Annotated in this window: 21 protein-coding genes and 2 tRNA genes; 20 read left to right on the plus strand and 3 right to left on the minus strand. The window is 67.5% G+C overall.

All coding sequences use genetic code 11. The annotated features are described in order from the left end of the window. The first annotated feature begins 50 nt into the window (after positions 1-50). The 17 genes from aspS to nadA all read left to right on the plus strand — a co-directional run bounded on the left by aspS (position 51) and on the right by nadA (position 13,407). A complete protein-coding gene (aspS, locus tag RA210_RS05000; protein WP_201485602.1) occupies positions 51-1,826 on the plus strand; it encodes an aspartate--tRNA ligase in 1,776 nt (591 codons plus the stop codon). A gap of 88 nt (positions 1,827-1,914) precedes the next feature. Then, positions 1,915-2,664, plus strand: coding sequence for a YebC/PmpR family DNA-binding transcriptional regulator (locus RA210_RS05005; protein WP_136489833.1), 750 nt, complete (start codon positions 1,915-1,917; stop codon positions 2,662-2,664). A 176-nt stretch (positions 2,665-2,840) separates the two neighbouring features. Further along, a complete protein-coding gene (gene ruvC / locus RA210_RS05010; protein ID WP_136489834.1) occupies positions 2,841-3,365 on the plus strand; it encodes a crossover junction endodeoxyribonuclease RuvC in 525 nt (174 codons plus the stop codon). Positions 3,366-3,380: 15 nt separating this feature from the next. Further along, entirely contained in the window at positions 3,381-3,986 is a 606-nt protein-coding gene (gene ruvA / locus RA210_RS05015) for a Holliday junction branch migration protein RuvA (RefSeq protein WP_201485603.1), read from the plus strand. 18 nt (positions 3,987-4,004) lie between these two features. After that, positions 4,005-5,054 (plus strand): Holliday junction branch migration DNA helicase RuvB, encoded by a 1,050-nt coding sequence (gene ruvB, locus RA210_RS05020; RefSeq protein WP_201485604.1) that lies wholly within the window; start codon positions 4,005-4,007, stop codon positions 5,052-5,054. Between the two features lie 53 nt (positions 5,055-5,107). Beyond that, on the plus strand, positions 5,108-5,551 hold the full coding sequence (gene ybgC, locus RA210_RS05025; protein WP_201485605.1) for a tol-pal system-associated acyl-CoA thioesterase: 444 nt from the start codon (positions 5,108-5,110) through the stop codon (positions 5,549-5,551). A 2-nt stretch (positions 5,552-5,553) separates the two neighbouring features. Continuing rightward, positions 5,554-6,249, plus strand: coding sequence for a protein TolQ (gene tolQ, locus RA210_RS05030; protein WP_136489838.1), 696 nt, complete (start codon positions 5,554-5,556; stop codon positions 6,247-6,249). Positions 6,250-6,316: 67 nt separating this feature from the next. Then, on the plus strand, positions 6,317-6,769 hold the full coding sequence (tolR, locus tag RA210_RS05035) for a protein TolR (RefSeq protein ID WP_201485606.1): 453 nt from the start codon (positions 6,317-6,319) through the stop codon (positions 6,767-6,769). Continuing rightward, the gene (gene tolA, locus RA210_RS05040) at positions 6,766-7,845 is read left to right on the plus strand and encodes a cell envelope integrity protein TolA (RefSeq protein WP_442963376.1); all 1,080 of its coding nucleotides are present in this window, start codon (positions 6,766-6,768) and stop codon (positions 7,843-7,845) included. The genes tolR and tolA overlap by 4 nt, the downstream gene beginning before the upstream one ends. After that, complete coding sequence (tolB, locus tag RA210_RS05045) at positions 7,842-9,143, plus strand: Tol-Pal system beta propeller repeat protein TolB (RefSeq protein WP_201485608.1); 1,302 nt, start codon at positions 7,842-7,844, stop codon at positions 9,141-9,143. Before tolA ends, tolB begins: the two co-directional genes overlap by 4 nt. A gap of 74 nt (positions 9,144-9,217) precedes the next feature. After that, positions 9,218-9,718 (plus strand): peptidoglycan-associated lipoprotein Pal, encoded by a 501-nt coding sequence (gene pal / locus RA210_RS05050; RefSeq protein ID WP_136489842.1) that lies wholly within the window; start codon positions 9,218-9,220, stop codon positions 9,716-9,718. A 6-nt stretch (positions 9,719-9,724) separates the two neighbouring features. Then, entirely contained in the window at positions 9,725-10,519 is a 795-nt protein-coding gene (ybgF, locus tag RA210_RS05055) for a tol-pal system protein YbgF (RefSeq protein WP_201485609.1), read from the plus strand. Positions 10,520-10,637: 118 nt separating this feature from the next. After that, entirely contained in the window at positions 10,638-11,285 is a 648-nt protein-coding gene (gene queE, locus RA210_RS05060) for a 7-carboxy-7-deazaguanine synthase QueE (protein ID WP_201485610.1), read from the plus strand. A gap of 2 nt (positions 11,286-11,287) precedes the next feature. Beyond that, complete coding sequence (gene queC, locus RA210_RS05065) at positions 11,288-11,962, plus strand: 7-cyano-7-deazaguanine synthase QueC (RefSeq protein ID WP_201485611.1); 675 nt, start codon at positions 11,288-11,290, stop codon at positions 11,960-11,962. Between the two features lie 57 nt (positions 11,963-12,019). Beyond that, positions 12,020-12,094: transfer RNA gene (locus tag RA210_RS05070), tRNA-Lys, on the plus strand. Between the two features lie 73 nt (positions 12,095-12,167). Then, positions 12,168-12,242 (plus strand) — tRNA-Lys (locus tag RA210_RS05075). 106 nt (positions 12,243-12,348) lie between these two features. Then, positions 12,349-13,407, plus strand: a complete 1,059-nt coding sequence (nadA, locus tag RA210_RS05080) for a quinolinate synthase NadA (protein ID WP_201485612.1) — start codon at positions 12,349-12,351, stop codon at positions 13,405-13,407. Between the two features lie 62 nt (positions 13,408-13,469). Here nadA and RA210_RS05085 read toward each other — a convergent pair whose 3' ends face one another. Beyond that, positions 13,470-14,903, minus strand: a complete 1,434-nt coding sequence (locus tag RA210_RS05085; RefSeq protein ID WP_201485613.1) for a M48 family metalloprotease — start codon at positions 14,901-14,903, stop codon at positions 13,470-13,472. A 105-nt stretch (positions 14,904-15,008) separates the two neighbouring features. On the opposite strand from RA210_RS05085, the gene RA210_RS05090 reads away from it, so the two are divergent. Then, complete coding sequence (locus RA210_RS05090) at positions 15,009-15,260, plus strand: sulfurtransferase TusA family protein (protein WP_136489848.1); 252 nt, start codon at positions 15,009-15,011, stop codon at positions 15,258-15,260. Between the two features lie 12 nt (positions 15,261-15,272). Here RA210_RS05090 and RA210_RS05095 read toward each other — a convergent pair whose 3' ends face one another. Together RA210_RS05095 and RA210_RS05100 are read right to left on the minus strand one after the other, a co-directional pair. Next, positions 15,273-15,746, minus strand: a complete 474-nt coding sequence (locus RA210_RS05095; protein WP_201485614.1) for a peroxiredoxin — start codon at positions 15,744-15,746, stop codon at positions 15,273-15,275. Between the two features lie 24 nt (positions 15,747-15,770). Beyond that, the gene (locus RA210_RS05100) at positions 15,771-16,328 is read right to left on the minus strand and encodes a glycine cleavage system protein R (RefSeq protein WP_136489850.1); all 558 of its coding nucleotides are present in this window, start codon (positions 16,326-16,328) and stop codon (positions 15,771-15,773) included. A 170-nt stretch (positions 16,329-16,498) separates the two neighbouring features. On the opposite strand from RA210_RS05100, the gene dapA reads away from it, so the two are divergent. Then, the gene (gene dapA / locus RA210_RS05105) at positions 16,499-17,377 is read left to right on the plus strand and encodes a 4-hydroxy-tetrahydrodipicolinate synthase (protein ID WP_136489851.1); all 879 of its coding nucleotides are present in this window, start codon (positions 16,499-16,501) and stop codon (positions 17,375-17,377) included. Between the two features lie 21 nt (positions 17,378-17,398). Beyond that, a complete protein-coding gene (gene bamC / locus RA210_RS05110; protein ID WP_136489852.1) occupies positions 17,399-18,115 on the plus strand; it encodes an outer membrane protein assembly factor BamC in 717 nt (238 codons plus the stop codon). The last annotated feature ends 79 nt before the right edge of the window (positions 18,116-18,194 follow it).

Consider the following 18,194-nt stretch of genomic DNA (forward strand, 5'->3'; position numbering starts at 1 on the left):
AGCGACCGCCGCCGGCAATCCACGACTGACCTTTGAGAAGCGAACCGACCATGATGCGCAGCCACTATTGCGGCCAACTCAACGAAAGCCTGGACGGCCAGGAAGTCACCCTGTGCGGCTGGGTCCATCGCCGTCGCGACCACGGCGGAGTGATCTTCCTCGACATCCGCGACCGCGAGGGGCTGGCCCAGGTGGTGTTCGACCCGGATCGCGCCGAGACCTTCGCCAAGGCCGACCGCGTGCGCAGCGAGTACGTGGTGAAGATCACCGGCAAGGTGCGCCTGCGCCCGGCCGGTGCGGTCAACCCGAACATGGCCTCCGGCGCCATCGAGGTGCTGGGCTACGAGCTGGAAGTGCTCAACCAGGCCGAGACCCCGCCGTTCCCGCTGGACGAGTACAGCGACGTCGGCGAGGAGACCCGCCTGCGCTACCGCTTCATCGACCTGCGTCGCCCGGAGATGGCCGCAAAGCTGAAGCTGCGCTCGCGCATCACCAGCAGCATCCGCCGCTACCTGGACGACAACGGCTTCCTCGACGTCGAGACGCCGATCCTCACCCGCGCCACCCCGGAAGGCGCGCGCGACTATCTGGTGCCGAGCCGCACCCACGCCGGCAGCTTCTTCGCCCTGCCGCAGTCGCCGCAGCTGTTCAAGCAGCTCCTGATGGTCGCCGGCTTCGACCGCTACTACCAGATCGCCAAGTGCTTCCGCGACGAGGACCTGCGCGCCGACCGTCAGCCGGAATTCACCCAGATCGACATCGAGACCAGCTTCCTCGACGAGCAGGACATCATGGGCCTGACCGAGACCATGATCCGCAACCTGTTCAAGGAAGTGCTGGACGTCGAGTTCGGCGAGCTGCCGCACATGACCCTGGCCGAAGCCATGCGCCGCTACGGCTCGGACAAGCCGGACCTGCGCATCCCGCTGGAGCTGGTGGACGTCGAGGACCAGCTCAAGGATGTCGAGTTCAAGGTGTTCGCCGGCCCGGCCAACGATCCCAAGTGCCGCGTCACCGCCCTGCGCGTGCCGGGCGGTGCGAGCATGCCGCGCAAGCAGATCGACGACTACACCAAGTTCGTCGGCATCTACGGCGCCAAGGGCCTGGCCTACATCAAGGTCAACGAGCGCGCCAAGGGCGTCGAGGGCCTGCAGTCGCCGATCGTCAAGAACATCCCGCTGGACAACATCAACGTGATCCTCGATCGCGTCGGTGCGGTGGATGGCGACATCGTGTTCTTCGGCGCCGACAAGGCGAAGATCGTTTCCGAAGCCCTCGGCGCCCTGCGCGTCAAGCTGGGCCACGACCTGAACCTGCTGACCTGCGAATGGGCCCCGCTGTGGGTGGTCGACTTCCCGATGTTCGAGGAAAGCGACGACGGCAGCCTGACCGCCATGCACCACCCGTTCACCGCGCCGAAGTGCAGCCCGGAGGAACTGGAGGCCAACCCGGCTGCCGCGCTGTCGCGCGCCTACGACATGGTGCTCAACGGCACCGAGCTGGGCGGTGGTTCGATCCGCATCCACAGCAAGGAAATGCAGCAGGCCGTGTTCCGCGTGCTCGGCATCAGCGAGGAAGAGCAGCAGGAGAAGTTCGGCTTCCTGCTCGATGCACTGAAGTTCGGCGCGCCGCCGCACGGTGGCCTGGCCTTCGGCCTGGATCGCCTGGTGATGCTGATGACCGGCGCCAGCTCGATCCGCGAAGTGATCGCCTTCCCGAAGACCCAGAGCGCCGCCTGCGTGATGACCCAGGCGCCGGGCGTGGTCGACGCCAAGCAGCTGCGCGAACTGAACATCCGCCTGCGCGAGCAGCCCAAGGCCGAATAAGCCGACACAGGAGCCTGGTTAAGCCAGGCTCCTTCAGTTTCGGCGCGGCAAAAGTACAAGATCCACCAGCAACACGACGGAGAGAGTCATGGCAGGTCATTCCAAATGGGCCAACATCAAGCACCGCAAGGAACGTCAGGACGCCAAGCGCGGCAAGATCTTCACCAAGCTGATCCGCGAACTGACCGTCGCGGCCAAACACGGTGGCGGCAACCCGGCTGACAATCCGCGCCTGCGCCTGGCGGTGGACAAGGCCCTGACTGCCAACATGTCGCGTGACGTCATCGAGCGCGCCATCGCCCGCGGCGCCGGCACCAATGAAGCCGACAACATGGTCGAGCTGAGCTACGAGGGCTACGCGCCGAGCGGCGTGGCGATCATCATCGAGGCGATGACCGACAACCGCAACCGCACCGCGGCCGAAGTGCGCCATGCCTTCAGCAAGTGCGGCGGCAACCTCGGCACCGACGGTTCGGTGGCCTACATGTTCGACCGCAAGGGGCAGATCAGCTTCGCCCCGGGCGTCGACGAGGACGCCCTGATGGAGGCGGCGCTGGAAGCCGGCGCCGACGACGTGGTCGCCGAGGAGGACGGTTCGGTCGAGGTGTACACCTCCTTCGCCGACTTCCTGTCGGTCAACGAGGCGCTGACCGCCGCCGGCTTCAAGGGCGACGAGGCCGAGGTGGCGATGATCCCGTCGATCACCGCGCCGATCACCGACCTGGAGACCGCGCAGAAGGTGCTCAAGCTGATCGACATGCTGGAAGACCTCGACGACGTGCAGAACGTCTACCACAACGCCGAGATCCCCGACGAGATCATGGAGCAGCTCGGCTGAGGCCAGGTGTCGGTGTGACCCGAGCCGGAAGGAGCCCCGTCCCTTCCGGCTTTGTTTTTGGGCGCGTCGTCATGCTCCGGCGTGTCGGGCGTGACGACGCGGCAGGGGGCACCTATACTCGCGGCTGGATAAATAGCCAGTGAGTGACGCTGGCGGACAAGGCGGATGACCCCTGCATGACCCTGATCCTCGGCATCGACCCCGGTTCGCGCATCACCGGTTACGGCGTGGTGCGCGACACCGGGCGCGGCTGCGAGTACATCGCCTCCGGCTGCATCCGCACCGGCGACGGCCCGCTGCCCGAGCGCCTGCAGAAGGTCTACCGTGGCGTGCGCGAGGTGATCCGCCTGCACGGACCGGTGATGCTCGGCATCGAGCAGGTGTTCATGGCGCGCAACGCCGACTCCGCGCTCAAGCTCGGCCAGGCGCGCGGCGCGGCGATAGTCGCGGCGGTGGAGGAGGGGCTGAGCGTCGCCGAGTACACCGCCAGCCAGGTCAAGCAGGCGGTGGTCGGCAGCGGCGCGGCGGACAAGCAGCAGGTGCAGCTGATGGTCATGCACCTGCTGGGCCTGCTGCAGAAGCCGCAGATCGACGCCTCCGACGCCCTGGCCATCGCCCTCTGTCACGCCCACCACCGGCAGAGCCTGATTCCCCATGGCCTGGCCACCGCCCGCCGGCGCGGCGGGCGCCTGCGCCTGTAACCCGAGGAGCCCATCTTGATCGGACGTTTGCGCGGTACCCTGGCGGAGAAGCAGCCGCCGCACCTGCTGGTCGACGTCAATGGCGTCGGCTACGAGCTGGAGGTGCCGATGACCACCCTGTACCGCCTGCCGGGCGTCGGCGAGGCGCTGACCCTGCACACCCACCTGGTGGTGCGCGAGGACGCCCAGCTGCTCTACGGCTTTGCCGAGAAGCGCGAGCGCGAGCTGTTCCGCGAGCTGATCCGCCTCAACGGCGTCGGTCCCAAGCTGGCCCTGGCGCTGATGTCCGGCCTCGAGGTGGACGAGCTGGTGCGCTGCGTGCAGGCCGGCGACACCAAGGCGCTGACGCGGGTGCCGGGGGTCGGCAAGAAGACCGCCGAGCGTCTGCTGGTGGAACTCAAGGACCGTTTCCAGGTCTGGGAAAGCATGCCGGCCATCGCCCCGCTGGTGGTGGAGCCGGCGCGTGCACCGGCGGTTTCCAGCGCCGAGGCCGATGCGGTCAGCGCCCTGGTGGCGCTGGGCTTCAAGCCGGCCGAGGCCAGTCGCGCCGTCAGTCTGGTGGACGCTGCCGACCTGTCCAGCGAAGAACTGATCCGCCGTGCCCTCAAGGGCATGGCCTGAACCCGTGGGTGAATCCCGATGATCGAAGCCGACCGCCTGGTCACCGCCAGCCCGCGTGAGCGCGAGGAGCAGCAGGATCGCGCCATCCGCCCGCTCAAGCTGGCCGAGTATATCGGCCAGCCGGTGGTGCGTGAGCAGATGGAGCTGTTCATTCGCGCCGCGCGCGGACGCAGCGAGGCGCTGGACCACACCCTGATCTTCGGCCCGCCGGGGCTGGGCAAGACCACCCTGGCCAACATCATCGCCCAGGAGATGGGCGTGTCGATCAAGAGCACCTCGGGGCCGGTGCTGGAACGCCCGGGCGACCTGGCCGCGCTGCTCACCAACCTCGAGCCGGGCGACGTGCTGTTCGTCGACGAGATCCATCGGCTGTCGCCGGTGGTGGAGGAGGTGCTGTACCCGGCGATGGAGGACTACCAGCTCGACATCATGATCGGCGAGGGGCCGGCGGCGCGCTCGATCAAGCTCGATCTGCCACCGTTCACCCTGATCGGCGCCACCACCCGCGCCGGCATGCTGACCAACCCGCTGCGCGACCGCTTCGGCATCGTCCAGCGCCTGGAGTTCTACGGCGTCGCCGACCTGGCGACCATCGTCGGCCGCTCGGCCGGCATCCTCGGCCTGCCCATCGACGCCGAAGGCGCCTACGAGATCGCCCGCCGCGCGCGCGGCACGCCGCGCATCGCCAACCGGCTGCTGCGCCGGGTGCGCGACTTCGCCGAGGTGCGCGGCCAGGGCGCGATCAGCCGCAGCATCGCCGACCGCGCGCTGGACATGCTGGACATCGACGCCCACGGCTTCGACCACCAGGACCGCCGCCTGCTGCTGACCATGATCGACAAGTTCGACGGCGGCCCGGTGGGCATCGACAACCTGTCGGCGGCCATCGGCGAGGAACGCCATACCATCGAGGACGTGCTCGAGCCCTACCTGATCCAGCAGGGCTACATCATGCGCACGCCGCGCGGGCGGGTGGTGACCCGTCACGCCTACCTGCACTTCGGCCTCGATGTGCCGGGGCGTCTCGGCGAGGGCCGTGGCGCCGCAGCGGCCGCAGGCGACGACTGACGGAAAAAATAGTTGCCACGACCGTTGGCAACCGGGGGAGCCGGGACTAGAGTATGCGCGCGCAAAACAAGAGCCAGCCGTTCAGCCACTGTTGTCGGGTCTATTACGAGGACACCGATGCCGGTGGCGTTGTCTATTACGTCAACTACCTCAAGTTCATGGAGCGGGCCCGCACCGAGCGGTTGCGTGCGTCGGGCCTTGCCCAGTCGCAGCTGGTCGGCGAGAACCTGCTGTTCGTCGTGCATTCGGCCGAGGCCCGCTACCTGGCGCCGGCCCGGCTCGACGACGAGCTGTCGGTCAGTGCCGAGGTGGTGGAACTCAATCGTGCCAGTCTGGTCTTTCGCCAGCAGGTGCGCCGCATGTGCGACGATGCACTGCTCTGTGAAGGGCGTATCACGGTGGCCTGCGTGCGCGCCGACAGTTTCAAACCCCGGGCCATTCCCGAAGCGCTGCGAGCAGCCTTCGCCGGGCCGGGTCCAATCCCTGCAGGAGAGTAAGCGTGGAAGCCAACGCCGTTGACCATATGTCGATGTGGAGCCTGATCAGCAATGCCAGTTTCGTGGTGCAACTGGTGATGCTGGCCCTGGTCGCCGCCTCGGTCACCTCGTGGATCATGATCTTCCAGCGCAGCAGCATGCTGCGTGCCGCCAAGAAGGGGCTGGACACTTTCGAGGAGCGCTTCTGGTCGGGCATCGACCTGTCCAAGCTGTACCGCCAGGCCGGCAGCAACCCCGACCCGGACTCCGGCGTCGAGCAGATCTTCCGCGCCGGCTTCAAGGAGTTCTCCCGCCTGCGCCAGCAGCCCGGCGTCGACCCGGATGCGGTGATGGACGGTGTCAACCGTGCCATGCGCGTGGCCATTTCCCGCGAGGAGGAGAAGCTCGAGCAGAGCCTGCCGTTCCTCGCCACCGTCGGTTCGACCAGCCCGTACGTCGGCCTGTTCGGCACCGTGTGGGGCATCATGAACTCGTTCCGCGGTCTGGCCCAGGTGCAGCAGGCCACCCTGGCCACCGTGGCGCCGGGCATCGCCGAGGCGCTGATCGCCACCGCCATCGGCCTGTTCGCCGCGATTCCGGCGGTGATCGCCTACAACCGCTTCTCCGCCCGCGGCGAGATGCTGATCAACCGCTACTACACCTTCGCCGACGAGTTCCAGGCCATCCTGCACCGCAAGGTGCACACCAGCGACGATTGACGCCGTCTCCGGCCGCGCCCAGCACGGCGCCGCCGGATCCGCTTTTCCGACAGGTTCGATTCAAGACATGGCCAGAATTCGCAACAGACGCAAGCCGGTCGCCGAGATGAACGTCGTGCCCTACATCGACGTCATGCTGGTGCTGCTGGTGATCTTCATGGTGACCGCGCCGATGCTCAACCAGGGGGTCAAGGTCGACCTGCCCAAGGTGAGCAGCGAGGCGCTGCCGCAGGACAACAACGCCCAGGTGCTGACGATCTCGATCAAGGCCGACAAGACCTACTACTGGAACATGGGCAGCGAGGTCGACGTCGACACCGTGCAGGACACTGCGCTGACCCTCGAGCAGATGACCCAGGCGGTCACCGCGATCATGAGCCAGAACCGCAGCCAGGGTAAGCCGGTGCAGGTGTTCGTGCGTGCCGACAAGGCGGTCGACTACGGCGCGGTGATGGCGGCCATGGGCGGTCTGCAGCAGGCCGGCGTGGGCAACGTCGGGCTGATTACCGAGGCGCCCTGATGCAGCAGCGTGAGCGCTCTCCTTCGGAAAGCTACTTCTGGCCGAGCATCTGGGCGGTCGGCCTGCATGTGCTGATCTTCGCCATGCTGTTCGTCAGCTTCGCCATGACCCCGGAGCTGCCGCCGTCGCGGCCGATCGTCCAGGCCACCCTGTACCAGCTGAAATCGCAGAGCCAGGCGAAGGTGCAGACCAACCAGCGCATCGCCGGCGAGTCGCAGAAGACGGCGGCGCCGCAGTACGAAACCGAGCAGATGGAGCAGAAGAAGGCCGAGCAGCAGAAGATCGCGGCGGCCAAGGCTGCGGAACAAAAGCGCGCCGAGGAGGCTCGAAAGGCGGAGCAGGCCAAGGCTGCCGAGGCGCAGAAGCAGAAGGAAGCTGACGCGGCCAAGGCCGAGGCGCAGAAGAAAGAGGCTGCCGCCAAGGCCGAGGCCGAGAAGAAGGCTGCCGAACAGAAGCAGCAGGCCGACATCGCCAAGAAGAAGGCCGCCGAGGAGGCAGCGAAGAAGAAGGCTGCCGAGGAGCTCGCCAAGAAGAAGGCGCAGGAGGAGGCCGCGAAGAAGAAAGCCGCGGAGGAGGCCAAGAAGAAGGCCGCCGAGGAGCAGGCGAAGAAGGCTGCCGAAGAAGCCAGGAAGAAGGCTGCCGCCGAGGAGGCGAAGAAGAAAGCCGCCGCCGAGGCCGCCCGCAAGGCGCAGGAGGACAAGAAGGCCGCCGCGCTGGCCGAGCTGCTCGCCGACGACGTGCAGCATCAGCAGGCGCTGGCCGACGAGGTCGGCGACAAGGTGGCCGGCAACCTCGATGACCTGATCATCAACCTGGTCAGCCAGCAGTGGCGGCGTCCGCCGTCGGCGCGCCAGGGGATGAGCGTGACGGTGACCATCCAGATGCTGCCCGACGGCACCATCACCAACGCCAGCGTGACCCGCTCCAGCGGCGACGTGGCCTTCGACAATTCGGCGGTAGCCGCGGTGCGCAACGTCGGCCGCATACCGGAAATGCAGCAACTGGACCGGGCGACCTTCGACCGCATGTATCGAAAGCGCGCCATGATATTCAAACCGGAGGACTTGAGCCTGTGAACACCCTGATCCGCATGGCCCTGCTGGGCCTGGCGCTGCTCGCCGGTGTGGCGAGGGCAGCCGACCCGCTGGTGATCTCCAGCGGTACCGACCGGGCCATCCCGATCGCCGTGGTGCCGTTCGCCTCGCAGGGCGGCGCCGTGCTGCCCGAGGACATGGCCGAGATCGTCGGCAACGACCTGCGCAACTCCGGCTACTTCGAGCCGATTCCGCGGCAGAACATGATCAGCCTGCCGAGCCAGGCCGGCGAAGTGATCTACCGCGACTGGAAGGCCCTCGGCGCGCAGTACGTGCTGACCGGCAGCATCGTGCCCGGCGGTGCCGGCGTGCAGATCCAGTACGCGCTGTTCAACGTCACCACCGAGCAGCAGATGCTGACCGGCAGTGTCGGCGGCAGCACCGCCCAGCTGCGCGACATGGCGCACTACATCGCCGACCAGTCGTTCGAGAAGCTCACCGGCATCAAGGGCGCCTTCTCCACCAAGCTGCTGTTCGTCACCGCCGAACGCTTCTCGGCCAACAACACCCGCTACACCCTGCAGCGCGCCGACTACGACGGTGCCCGCGCGGTGACCCTGCTGCAGTCGCGCGAGCCGATCCTGTCGCCGAGCTTCGCCCCGGACGGCCGGCGCATCGCCTACGTGTCGTTCGAGCAGCAGCGCCCGCGCATCTTCGTGCAGCACATCGACACCGGCCGCCGCGAGCAGGTCACCAACTTCGAGGGCCTCAACGGCGCGCCGGCCTGGTCGCCGGACGGCAGCCGCCTGGCCTTCACCCTGTCGCGCGACGGCAACCCGGAGATCTACGTGATGGACATGGGCAGCCGCCAGGTGCGCCGCGTGACCAACAGCCCGGCGATCGACACCGAGCCGTTCTGGGGCAAGGATGGCCAGACCATCTACTTCACCTCCGACCGGGGCGGCAAGCCGCAGATCTACAAGACCAGCATCGGTTCGGGTGGCGCGGAGCGGGTGACCTTCATCGGCAACTACAACGCCAACCCCAAACTGTCCGCCGACGAGAAGACCCTGGTGATGGTCCATCGCCAGGACGGCTTCACCGTGTTCCGCGTGGCGGCCCAGGACCTGCAGCGCGGCACCCTGCGCGTGCTCTCCGCGCAGACCAGTCTGGACGAGTCGCCCACTGTCGCGCCCAACGGCACCATGCTAATCTACGCCACCCGTCAGCAGGGCCGTGGAGTGCTGATGCTCGTCTCCACCAACGGACGCGTTCGTCTGCCGCTGCCTGCAGCTCAGGGTGAAATCCGCGAGCCTTCCTGGTCGCCCTACATTCAGTGAGGGCGCGCTGCTGCTCGTTTTAATGCGTTGTCCTGAACAAGTTGTTTTTGAACACACCACTGGGGTTTTGAAAGATGGAAATGCTGAAATTCGGCAAGTTTGCTGCGCTGGCTCTGGCTATGGCAGTTGCCGTGGGTTGCTCGTCCAAGGGTGGCGACGCCGCTGGCGAAGGCGCTGTTGATCCGAACGCCGGCTACGGTGCCAACGCCGGTGCCGTCGATGGCAGCATGAACGGTGAAGAAGCCGCTCTGCGCGCCATCACCACCTTCTACTTCGAGTACGACAGCTCCGACCTGAAGCCGGAAGCCATGCGCGCCCTGGACGTCCACGCTCGCGATCTGCAGGCCAACGGCGCCCGCGTCGTCCTGGAAGGCCACGCCGACGAGCGCGGCACCCGCGAGTACAACATGGCTCTGGGCGAGCGTCGCGCCAAGGCCGTGCAGCGCTACCTGGTCCTGCAGGGCGTTTCCCCGGCCCAGCTGGAGCTGGTGTCCTACGGTGAAGAGCGTCCGCTGGCCGCTGGCAGCGGCGAAGAGAGCTGGGCGCAGAACCGTCGCGTCGAGCTGAAGAAGTAAGAAGCCATGCGCAAGCACTCCCGTCTCCTGACCCTGCTGGCCCTGGCCGCGCCCCTCTCGACCTGGGCCCAGGTGCCCGTCATGGAGGGCAGCAGCGGTTATCCGCCGTCCGGTTACGGGGCGACGGGGGCTGCTTACGCCGGTGGCGCGGCGCCTGCCGCGCCCACCTCGGCGCAAGGCGAGCTCTTCCTGCAGCTGCAGCAGCTGCAGGAAGAGGTTGCCCGCCTGCGCGGCACCCTGGAAGAGCAGCAGTACGAGATCCAGCAGCTCAAGCAGCAGAGCCTCGAGCGCTATCAGGACCTCGACAGCCGGCTGTCCGCCGCACCCCAGGCTCCTGCCCAGGCACCGGTGGCACCTGCCGTCGGCGCATCGGGCGCCGCTCCTGCCGCCCAGGCTCCGGCTGCCAATGCCGCACCGGGGGATCCGGCCAAGGAGAAGCTGTTCTACGACGCCGCCTTCGACCTGATCAAGGCGAAGGACTTTGCCAAGGCCGACCAGGCCTTCACCGCATTCCTGCGCAAGTATCCGAGCAGCCAGTACGCCGGCAACGCCCAGTACTGGCTGGGTGAGGTCAAGCTCGCCCAAGGCGACCTGCAGGGCGCCGGCCGCGCCTTCGCCCAGGTCAGCCAGAGCTATCCGCAGCACCAGAAGGTCGCGGACTCGCTGTACAAGCTGGCCGATGTCGAGCAGCGCCTCGGCAACGCCGGCAAGGCCAAGGGCATCCTCCAGCAGGTGGTCGCCCAGTATCCGGGCACCTCGGCCGCCCAGTTGGCTCAGCGCGACCTGGCCCGCCTGCCCTGACGGCAGGCCTTGCCGATGAAACCCGCGCCTGGCGCGGGTTTTTTCGTTAAAATCGTCGTCCTTTTCCACATCCTGCAACGGAGGCGGTTGGCCTGTTTCGCCAGCACGCCCGGGGCTTATGAATCAGACTCTGCGTATCACCGAAATCTTCTATTCGCTGCAGGGCGAAGCGCGTACCGTCGGCCTGCCGACCGTGTTCGTCCGCCTCACCGGCTGTCCCCTGCGCTGCGGCTACTGCGATACCGCCTACGCCTTCAGCGGCGGCGAGCTGATGACCCTCGAGGAAATTCTCGCCCGGGTCGCCAGCTACCGGCCGCGCCATGTCTGCGTGACCGGCGGCGAGCCGCTGGCGCAACCCAACTGCATCCCGCTGCTCGCCGCGCTGTGCGATGTCGGCTACCAGGTGTCGCTGGAAACCAGCGGCGCGCTGGACATCGCCCCGGTGGATACCCGGGTCAGCCGGGTGGTCGACCTGAAGACCCCGGGCTCGGGCGAGGTCGGCCGCAACCGCTACGAGAACCTGGCCGAACTGACCCGCAACGACCAGGTCAAGTTCGTGATCTGCTCGCGCGAGGACTACGACTGGGCGGTGTCGAAGCTGATCGAGTACCGCCTCGACCAGCGCGCCGGCGAGGTGCTGCTGTCGCCCAGCCACCAGCAGCTGGAGCCGCGCACCCTGGCCGAGTGGATCATCGCCGACAACCTGCCGGTGCGCCTGCAGCTGCAGCTGCACAAGTACCTGTGGAACGACGAGCCGGGGCACTGAACATGAGCGACAAGAAAGCGGTCATCCTGCTGTCCGGCGGCCTCGACTCCGCCACCGTGCTGGCCATGGCCCGCGCCGAGGGTTATGCCTGCTACACCATGAGCTTCGACTACGGTCAGCGCCACCGCGCCGAGCTGCAGGCCGCCGAGCGGGTGGCGCGCCAGCTGGGCGCCATCGAACACAAGGTGGTCGGCATCGACCTCAACGGCATCGGCGGCTCGGCGCTGACCGACGCCAGCATCGCCGTGCCGGAGACCCCGGGCGAGGGCATTCCGGTGACCTACGTGCCGGCGCGCAACACCCTGTTCCTGTCGCTGGCGCTGGGCTGGGCCGAGGTGCTGGGCGCGCGCGACATCTTCATCGGCGTCAACGCGGTCGACTACTCGGGCTACCCGGACTGCCGCCCCGAGTTCATCGACGCCTTCGAGCGCCTGGCCAACCTGGCGACCAAGGCCGGGGTGGAGGGCGAGGGCTTCCGCATCCGTGCGCCGCTGCAGTACCTGTCGAAGGCCGAGATCATCCAGGCAGGCATCTCCCGCGGGGTGGATTTCGCCCTGACCGTGTCCTGCTACCAGGCCGATGCCGACGGCCGCGCCTGCGGGCGTTGCGACAGCTGCCGCCTGCGCGCCGAGGGCTTCGCCAGCGCGGGGATCGCCGATCCGACCCGCTACGTTTGAACTTTTTTTCGGAAAAAGTTGAAATTCCGAATTAAATCAGTATGATGCGCAGGCGTTGGGTCGTTAGCTCAGTGGTAGAGCAGTTGGCTTTTAACCAATTGGTCGTAGGTTCGACCCCTACACGACCCACCACTTTTTCCAAAGCCCCGAGTTGGCCGTCAAAGCATGGCTGTTCGGGGTGAAGCAGCAAGATGTAGATGTTCCTGGGTCGTTAGCTCAGTGGTAGAGCAGTTGGCTTTTAACCAATTGGTCGTAGGTTCGACCCCTACACGACCCACCACTTTCCCCGCTGTTCCCCGTTCCACCTCCCGCTCGTTATCCCGTCTGGTGCTCTGGATCGGGTGTATACTCCGGTTCCCGCACCCTAACCTTCAGGTGCAGCGAACATGACGCAGATCTCCGAACGACTCCTCGTCCAGGCCCATCTCGATGCCAAACAGCCGCGCGCGCTGACCGCCGAGGAAGTCGCCGACTACCGCCAGGCCATCGCCGCCGAACTCAAGGCGCGTGACGCCGTACTGGTCGCCCACTACTACACCGACCCGGTCCTCCAGGCGCTTGCCGAGGAAACCGGCGGCTGCGTGGCCGACTCGCTGGAGATGGCCCGCTTCGGCAGCCAGCACCCCGCCTCGACCATCGTGGTCGCCGGCGTGCGCTTCATGGGCGAGACGGCGAAGATCCTCAATCCGGAAAAGCGCATCCTGATGCCGACCCTGGAGGCGACCTGCTCGCTGGACCTGGGCTGCCCGGTGGAGGAGTTCTCCGCCTACTGCGACCAGCATCCCGAGCGCACCGTGGTGGTCTACGCCAACACCTCGGCGGCGGTGAAGGCGCGCGCCGACTGGGTAGTGACCTCCAGCTGCGCGCTGGAGATCGTCGAGAGCCTGATGGACAACGGCGAGAAGATCCTCTGGGCGCCGGACCAGCACCTGGGTCGCTACATCCAGCGCGAGACCGGCGCCGACATGCTGCTGTGGGAAGGCGCGTGCATCGTCCACGAGGAGTTCAAGACCAAGCAGCTGCAGGACCTCAAGGCGCTGTATCCCGAGGCGGCGGTGCTGGTGCATCCGGAGTCGCCGGAGTCGGTGGTGGAGCTGGCCGATGCGGTGGGCTCCACCAGCCAGCTGATCAAGGCGGCGCAGACCCTGCCCAACCAGATCTTCATCGTCGCCACCGATCGCGGCATCCTCTACAAGATGCAGCAGCTGTGCCCGGGCAAGTCGTTCATCGAGGCGCCCACCGCCGGCCAGGGCGCAACCTGCCGCAGCTGCGCGCACTGCCCGTGGATGGCGATGAACACCCTGGAGCGCACCCTGCAGTGCCTGCGCGAGGGCAGCAACGAGATCCACGTCGATCCGGTGCTGATCCCCAAGGCGGTCAAGCCGCTCAAGCGCATGCTCGACTTCACCCAGGCGGCGCGCCTGAAGGCGACCGGCAACGCCTGAGGGTGTCCCCCTGAATGCAGAAGGCCCGGCTTGCGCCGGGCCTTCGCGTTTCTGCGCGGCGCTCAGCGCAGCAGCTTGTCGATCATCCGCTTCTCCTCGGCCAGCTCCTGATGGCGCGCATCGATGCGCGCAGCCAACTGGAAGTTGTCGCTGGCGCGGCGGCGGGCGAAGTCGAGCTGTTCCAGTGCCTGGTCGTAGTCGCCGGTCAGGGCGAAGTATTCGGCGCGGGCCTGATGCACGCCGACGATGTTGCCGGACAGGCCGCGGGTCTCGGCCTGCTGGTACCACAGCTCGGCATCGCCGGGGCGCTCGGCGAGCAGGCGATCAAGCAGGCGCTCGGCATCGGCCGGACGGTTCTGCTTGCGCAGCAGCTCGCTCTGGTACTGGCGCAGCGGGTAGCTGGACGGGTACAGGCCGAGCAGGCGCTGCAGGCGCTGGCCGGCGGCGTCCAGGCGGTTGGCGGCGAGGTCGAGGTCGACCTGGGCGAGGTTGTAGGTGATGTCGTTGGGTGCCTTGGCCAGCAGCGGCTGCAGGGTCTTGGCGGCCGCCTCCAGCTGGCCGCTGCGGGTCTGCGCCAGCGTCAGGCCGTAGCGCGCTGCATCCAGCTGCGGATTTTCCTCGAGCAGGGCGCGGAAGCGCTTGGCGGCCAGCCCCGGCGAGTTCTCGTAGTTCAGTTGCACGCGGGCGCGCATCAGCTGGTAGCGCAGGCTGTCGCGGTTTCCGCCGTTGCTGAACTGCTCGGCACGGTTGCGCGTGTCGGCCACCCGCGATTCGCTGAGCGGGTGGGTGAGCAGGAATTCCGGCGGCGCCTGGGTGTAGCGGTACTGGCGCATCAGGCGCTCGAACATGCTCGGCATGGCGCTCGGGTCGTAGCCGGCCTGCTTGAGGTTGAGAATGCCGATGCGGTCGGCTTCCTGCTCGTTCTGCCGCGAGAAGCGTCGCTGCGCCTGGATGGCGGCGGCCTGGGTCGAGGCGATGGCGGCGATGCCGGCGTCGCCGGCGCCGGCCGCGGCGGCCACCACGCCGGCGAGCATGGCCGCCATCAGCGGCACCTGCATGCGCTGCTGCTCCTCGAGGCCGCGGGCGAAGTGGCGCTGCGACAGGTGCGCCAGTTCGTGGGCGAGCACCGAGGCGTATTCGGCCTCGCTCTGCGCGTGGAGGAACAGGCCGGCATTGACCCCGATCACCCCGCCGGGGGCGGCGAAGGCGTTGAGCTGCGGGCTGTCGAGCAGGACGAAGACCAGGCGGCGGTCCTCGAGCTGGCTGGTTTCCGCCAGACGGTAGACGCTGCTCTCGACGAAGTCCTTGAGCTGCGGGTCGGACAGACTCTTCACCTGGCCGCGCAGCACGCTGAGCCAGGCGCGGCCGAGCTGGTGCTCCTGGTCGGCGGAGACGATCGCCGAGCTGGCATCGCCCAGCGACGGCAGCTCGCTGGCGAGGACCGGGGGCGCCAGCAGGCAGGCCAGCGTCAGCAGGGTGGGGCGCAGGATCTTCATCGCTCGGGCTCGTTGCGGCAAAGTCCTACTCTAGCCGCTGCCCGGCCCGGCTGGCCAGTGATGCGCCGGCTTGGGTATGCTGCGCGGCATTTGCGGAGAGTGACGATGAGCGAACCCTGCGGGCCGGTGCCGGCCCATGACGCCGAGCTGGACGCCAGCGGCCTGAGCTGCCCGCTGCCGCTGCTCAAGGCCAAGCTGGAACTCAACCGCCTGCCCAGCGGCGCGGTGCTCAAGGTGACCGCCACCGATGCCGGCTCGCAGCGCGATTTCCGTGCCTTCGCGCGGCTGGCCGGTCACGCGCTGCTGCGCGAGGAAGAGGAGGGCGGCTGCTTCCGTTACTGGCTGCGCAAGGCCTGACGGCCCGCTGCGTCAGCCGGCGTTCAGCGCCCGGGCGGCGGCCAGCACGGTGTCGACGTGGCCCGGCACCTTCACGCCGCGCCATTCCTGGCGCAGCACGCCATCGCGGTCGATGAGGAAGGTGCTGCGCTCGATGCCCAGGTACTCCTTGCCGTACAGCTTCTTCGGCTTGATCACTTCGAACAGCCGGCACAGCTGCTCGTCGGCATCGGAGATCAGCTCGAAGGGGAACTCCTGCTTGCACTTGAAGTTCTCGTGGGACTTCAGGCTGTCGCGCGACACGCCGAACACCAGGGTGTTGGCGGCGGCGAATTCGCCGTGCAGGTCGCGGAAGTTCTGGCCCTCGGTGGTGCAGCCCGGGGTGCTGTCCTTGGGGTAGAAGTACAGCACCACCTGCTTGCCGCGCAGCGCGCTGAGCACGACCTGCTGGCCGCTGGTGGCCTGGACCTGGAAGTCGGCGACGGGCGAATCGATGGCTACCGGCATGGGGCTCTCCTTGGACGCATGGGGTTACGGGTTCTGCGGGCGCCACGGCTCGATCAGGGCGTCGAGGTTGAGGGCGTCGGCGAAGTCGAGGAACTGGTCGCGCAGCCAGCTGATCTGGGTGCCCGGCGGCAGGGTCACGGTGATGGTGGCGTTGAGCAGCAGGGCGCCGGTCTGCGGTGCCTGGTAGGTGTCGCAGGTGATGTTTTCCAGCTCGACGCGGTGGTCGCTGAAGAACTGGCACAGCTCGCCGAGGATGTCCGGACGATAGGCGGCGCTGACGTAGACCACGTAGGGCAGGGCGTTGGGCCGCTCCACGGCGGCGGCGCTGCGGATCACGTTGAGGCTGAACTTGTGGCGCTTGGCCAGGGCGCCGAGGCCGGCTTCCAGGCGCGCCAGGCCGTCCCAGCTGCCGCTGAGCTGCAGCACCAGGGCGCTGTACTCGCCGTGGCGGGTCAGGCGGCTGCTGACCACGTTGCAGCGGCTTTCCTGGGCGGCGCGACAGAGTACGCTGGTGAGCTCCATGGGCGAGGCTCCCAGGGCGCTGATCACGAGAAACTGTTCACGGGGTGGAATGGTCGACATGCAGGATTCCTGGAGCAAAGAAGTGGCGGCAGAACGGCTGCCGGCAAAGGCGGGAAGGGTAGCGAAAAGCGCCGACCAGGGGAATGGCCGGCCCGCCGCCGCCAGCTTGTGCAAGGCCGGTGGCGCCAGTAACATTACGCCTTTCTTTATATAGCGGCAGGAGTGGTTGCATGATTGCGGGCAGTATGGTGGCACTGGTCACGCCCATGGATGCACAGGGCCGTCTGGATTGGGACAGCCTGACCCAGCTGGTCGATTTTCAACTCCGGGAAGGCACCAACGCCATAGTCGCGGTCGGCACCACGGGTGAGTCCGCGACGCTGGACGTCGAGGAGCACGTGGCGGTGATCCGTCACGTGGTCAAGCAGGTCGCCGGGCGCATCCCGGTGATCGCCGGCACCGGCGCCAACTCCACCCGCGAGGCCATCGAGCTGACCGCCGCCGCCAAGGAGGCCGGTGCCGACGCCTGCCTGCTGGTGACCCCGTACTACAACAAGCCGACCCAGGAAGGCCTGTACCTGCACCACAAGGCCATCGCCGAAGCGGTGGCCATCCCGCAGATCCTCTACAACGTGCCCGGGCGTACCGCCTGCGACATGCTGCCGGACACCATCGCCCGTCTCTCCGAAGTGCCGAACATCATCGGCGTCAAGGAAGCCACCGGCGACCTGGTCCGCGGCAAGGAAGTGCTGGACAAGGTCGCCTCGGGCTTCCTGACCTTCTCCGGTGACGACGCCACCGCCGTCGAGCTGATGCTGATGGGCGCCAAGGGCAACATCTCGGTGACCGCCAACGTCGCCCCGCGCGCGATGAGCGAGCTGTGCGCCCTGGCCATGCGTGGCGAGGCCGAAGCCGCCCGTGCCATCAACGAACGCCTGATGCCGCTGCACCAGAAGCTGTTCTGCGAGGCCAACCCGATTCCGGTGAAGTTCGCCCTGCACGAAATGGGCCTGATTCCCGAAGGCATCCGCCTGCCCCTGACCTGGCTCAGCCAGGGCTGCCAGGAGCCGCTGCGCCAGGCCATGCGCCAGGCCGGCGTGCTGGCCTGACCCGACGGAGAGAGAACACGCATGAAGCGACTGGCCGGATTTTCCGCGCTCGCCCTGAGTATCGCTGCCAGCAGCGGATGCGGCTGGATCTGGGGCGACAACGGCTACTTCCGTGATCGCGGCAGCGATTACCTGACGGCCCGCGAGGCGGCGCCGATGCAGCTGCCGCCGGATGTCCAGGCGCGCCCCCTCGAGCCGCTGTTGCCGGTGCCGGCCGCGGTGCCGACGCCGAGCGCCGAGGGCAAGTTCGAGGTGCCGCGTCCGCGCGCCCTGCGCGCCGGCGAGATCGCCTCCGCCGGCGATGCGCCGGGTGGCAGCGTATCGCTGCTGGCCGATCGCAGCTTCGACGCCCCTGCGCGCGTCAGTCTGGGCCAGGACGGCAGCGGCAACCCGCTGCTGACCCTGGCCAGCGACTTCGATCGCGCCTGGTCGGCAGTCGGCCGGGCGCTGCAGGATGCCGACGTGCGCGTCGACGACATGAACCGCAGTCTCGGCGTCTACTACATCAACCTTGCGGAGGAAGCGAAGCAGCCGGACGAGGAGCCGGGCTTCTTCTCTCGTCTGCTCGGTGGCAAGGACGAGGCCGAGGACATCGAGGCGCGTGCCGAGCGCTATCAGGTACGCCTGACCAGCGTCGGCGGCAGCGTGCAGGTGTCGGTAGACAAGGGCATCGACGCCGTGGCGCCGGCCGACGTGGCGCGCCGCGTGCTGGAGCTGATCCAGGATAAACTCGGCTGAGCAGGGCCCTCGGGCTCCAGCCATCCACCGTGACAGGCGAAACCCCTCGGGTTTCGCCTGTCTTGCTTACCAGAAACGG

Origin of the sequence: Pseudomonas sp. OF001, assembly GCF_904426495.1 — a bacterium.
Taxonomy (GTDB): Bacteria; Pseudomonadota; Gammaproteobacteria; order Pseudomonadales; family Pseudomonadaceae; genus Geopseudomonas.

What these genes read in the sequence shown, in the direction of transcription:
- bamC (WP_136489852.1), top strand. Translation starts at nt 17,399, where the DNA reads ATGAAGCGACTGGCCGGATTTTCCGCGCTCGCCCTGAGTATCGCTGCC.
- RA210_RS05100 (WP_136489850.1), bottom strand. Translation starts at nt 16,328, where the DNA reads ATGTCGACCATTCCACCCCGTGAACAGTTTCTCGTGATCAGCGCCCTG.
- queC (WP_201485611.1), top strand. Translation starts at nt 11,288, where the DNA reads ATGAGCGACAAGAAAGCGGTCATCCTGCTGTCCGGCGGCCTCGACTCC.
- aspS (WP_201485602.1), top strand. Translation starts at nt 51, where the DNA reads ATGATGCGCAGCCACTATTGCGGCCAACTCAACGAAAGCCTGGACGGC.
- RA210_RS05085 (WP_201485613.1), bottom strand. Translation starts at nt 14,903, where the DNA reads ATGAAGATCCTGCGCCCCACCCTGCTGACGCTGGCCTGCCTGCTGGCG.
- RA210_RS05095 (WP_201485614.1), bottom strand. Translation starts at nt 15,746, where the DNA reads ATGCCGGTAGCCATCGATTCGCCCGTCGCCGACTTCCAGGTCCAGGCC.
- ruvB (WP_201485604.1), top strand. Translation starts at nt 4,005, where the DNA reads ATGATCGAAGCCGACCGCCTGGTCACCGCCAGCCCGCGTGAGCGCGAG.
- nadA (WP_201485612.1), top strand. Translation starts at nt 12,349, where the DNA reads ATGACGCAGATCTCCGAACGACTCCTCGTCCAGGCCCATCTCGATGCC.
- RA210_RS05005 (WP_136489833.1), top strand. Translation starts at nt 1,915, where the DNA reads ATGGCAGGTCATTCCAAATGGGCCAACATCAAGCACCGCAAGGAACGT.
- ruvC (WP_136489834.1), top strand. Translation starts at nt 2,841, where the DNA reads ATGACCCTGATCCTCGGCATCGACCCCGGTTCGCGCATCACCGGTTAC.
- ybgC (WP_201485605.1), top strand. Translation starts at nt 5,108, where the DNA reads ATGCGCGCGCAAAACAAGAGCCAGCCGTTCAGCCACTGTTGTCGGGTC.
- ybgF (WP_201485609.1), top strand. Translation starts at nt 9,725, where the DNA reads ATGCGCAAGCACTCCCGTCTCCTGACCCTGCTGGCCCTGGCCGCGCCC.
- dapA (WP_136489851.1), top strand. Translation starts at nt 16,499, where the DNA reads ATGATTGCGGGCAGTATGGTGGCACTGGTCACGCCCATGGATGCACAG.
- queE (WP_201485610.1), top strand. Translation starts at nt 10,638, where the DNA reads ATGAATCAGACTCTGCGTATCACCGAAATCTTCTATTCGCTGCAGGGC.
- RA210_RS05090 (WP_136489848.1), top strand. Translation starts at nt 15,009, where the DNA reads ATGAGCGAACCCTGCGGGCCGGTGCCGGCCCATGACGCCGAGCTGGAC.
- pal (WP_136489842.1), top strand. Translation starts at nt 9,218, where the DNA reads ATGGAAATGCTGAAATTCGGCAAGTTTGCTGCGCTGGCTCTGGCTATG.
- tolR (WP_201485606.1), top strand. Translation starts at nt 6,317, where the DNA reads ATGGCCAGAATTCGCAACAGACGCAAGCCGGTCGCCGAGATGAACGTC.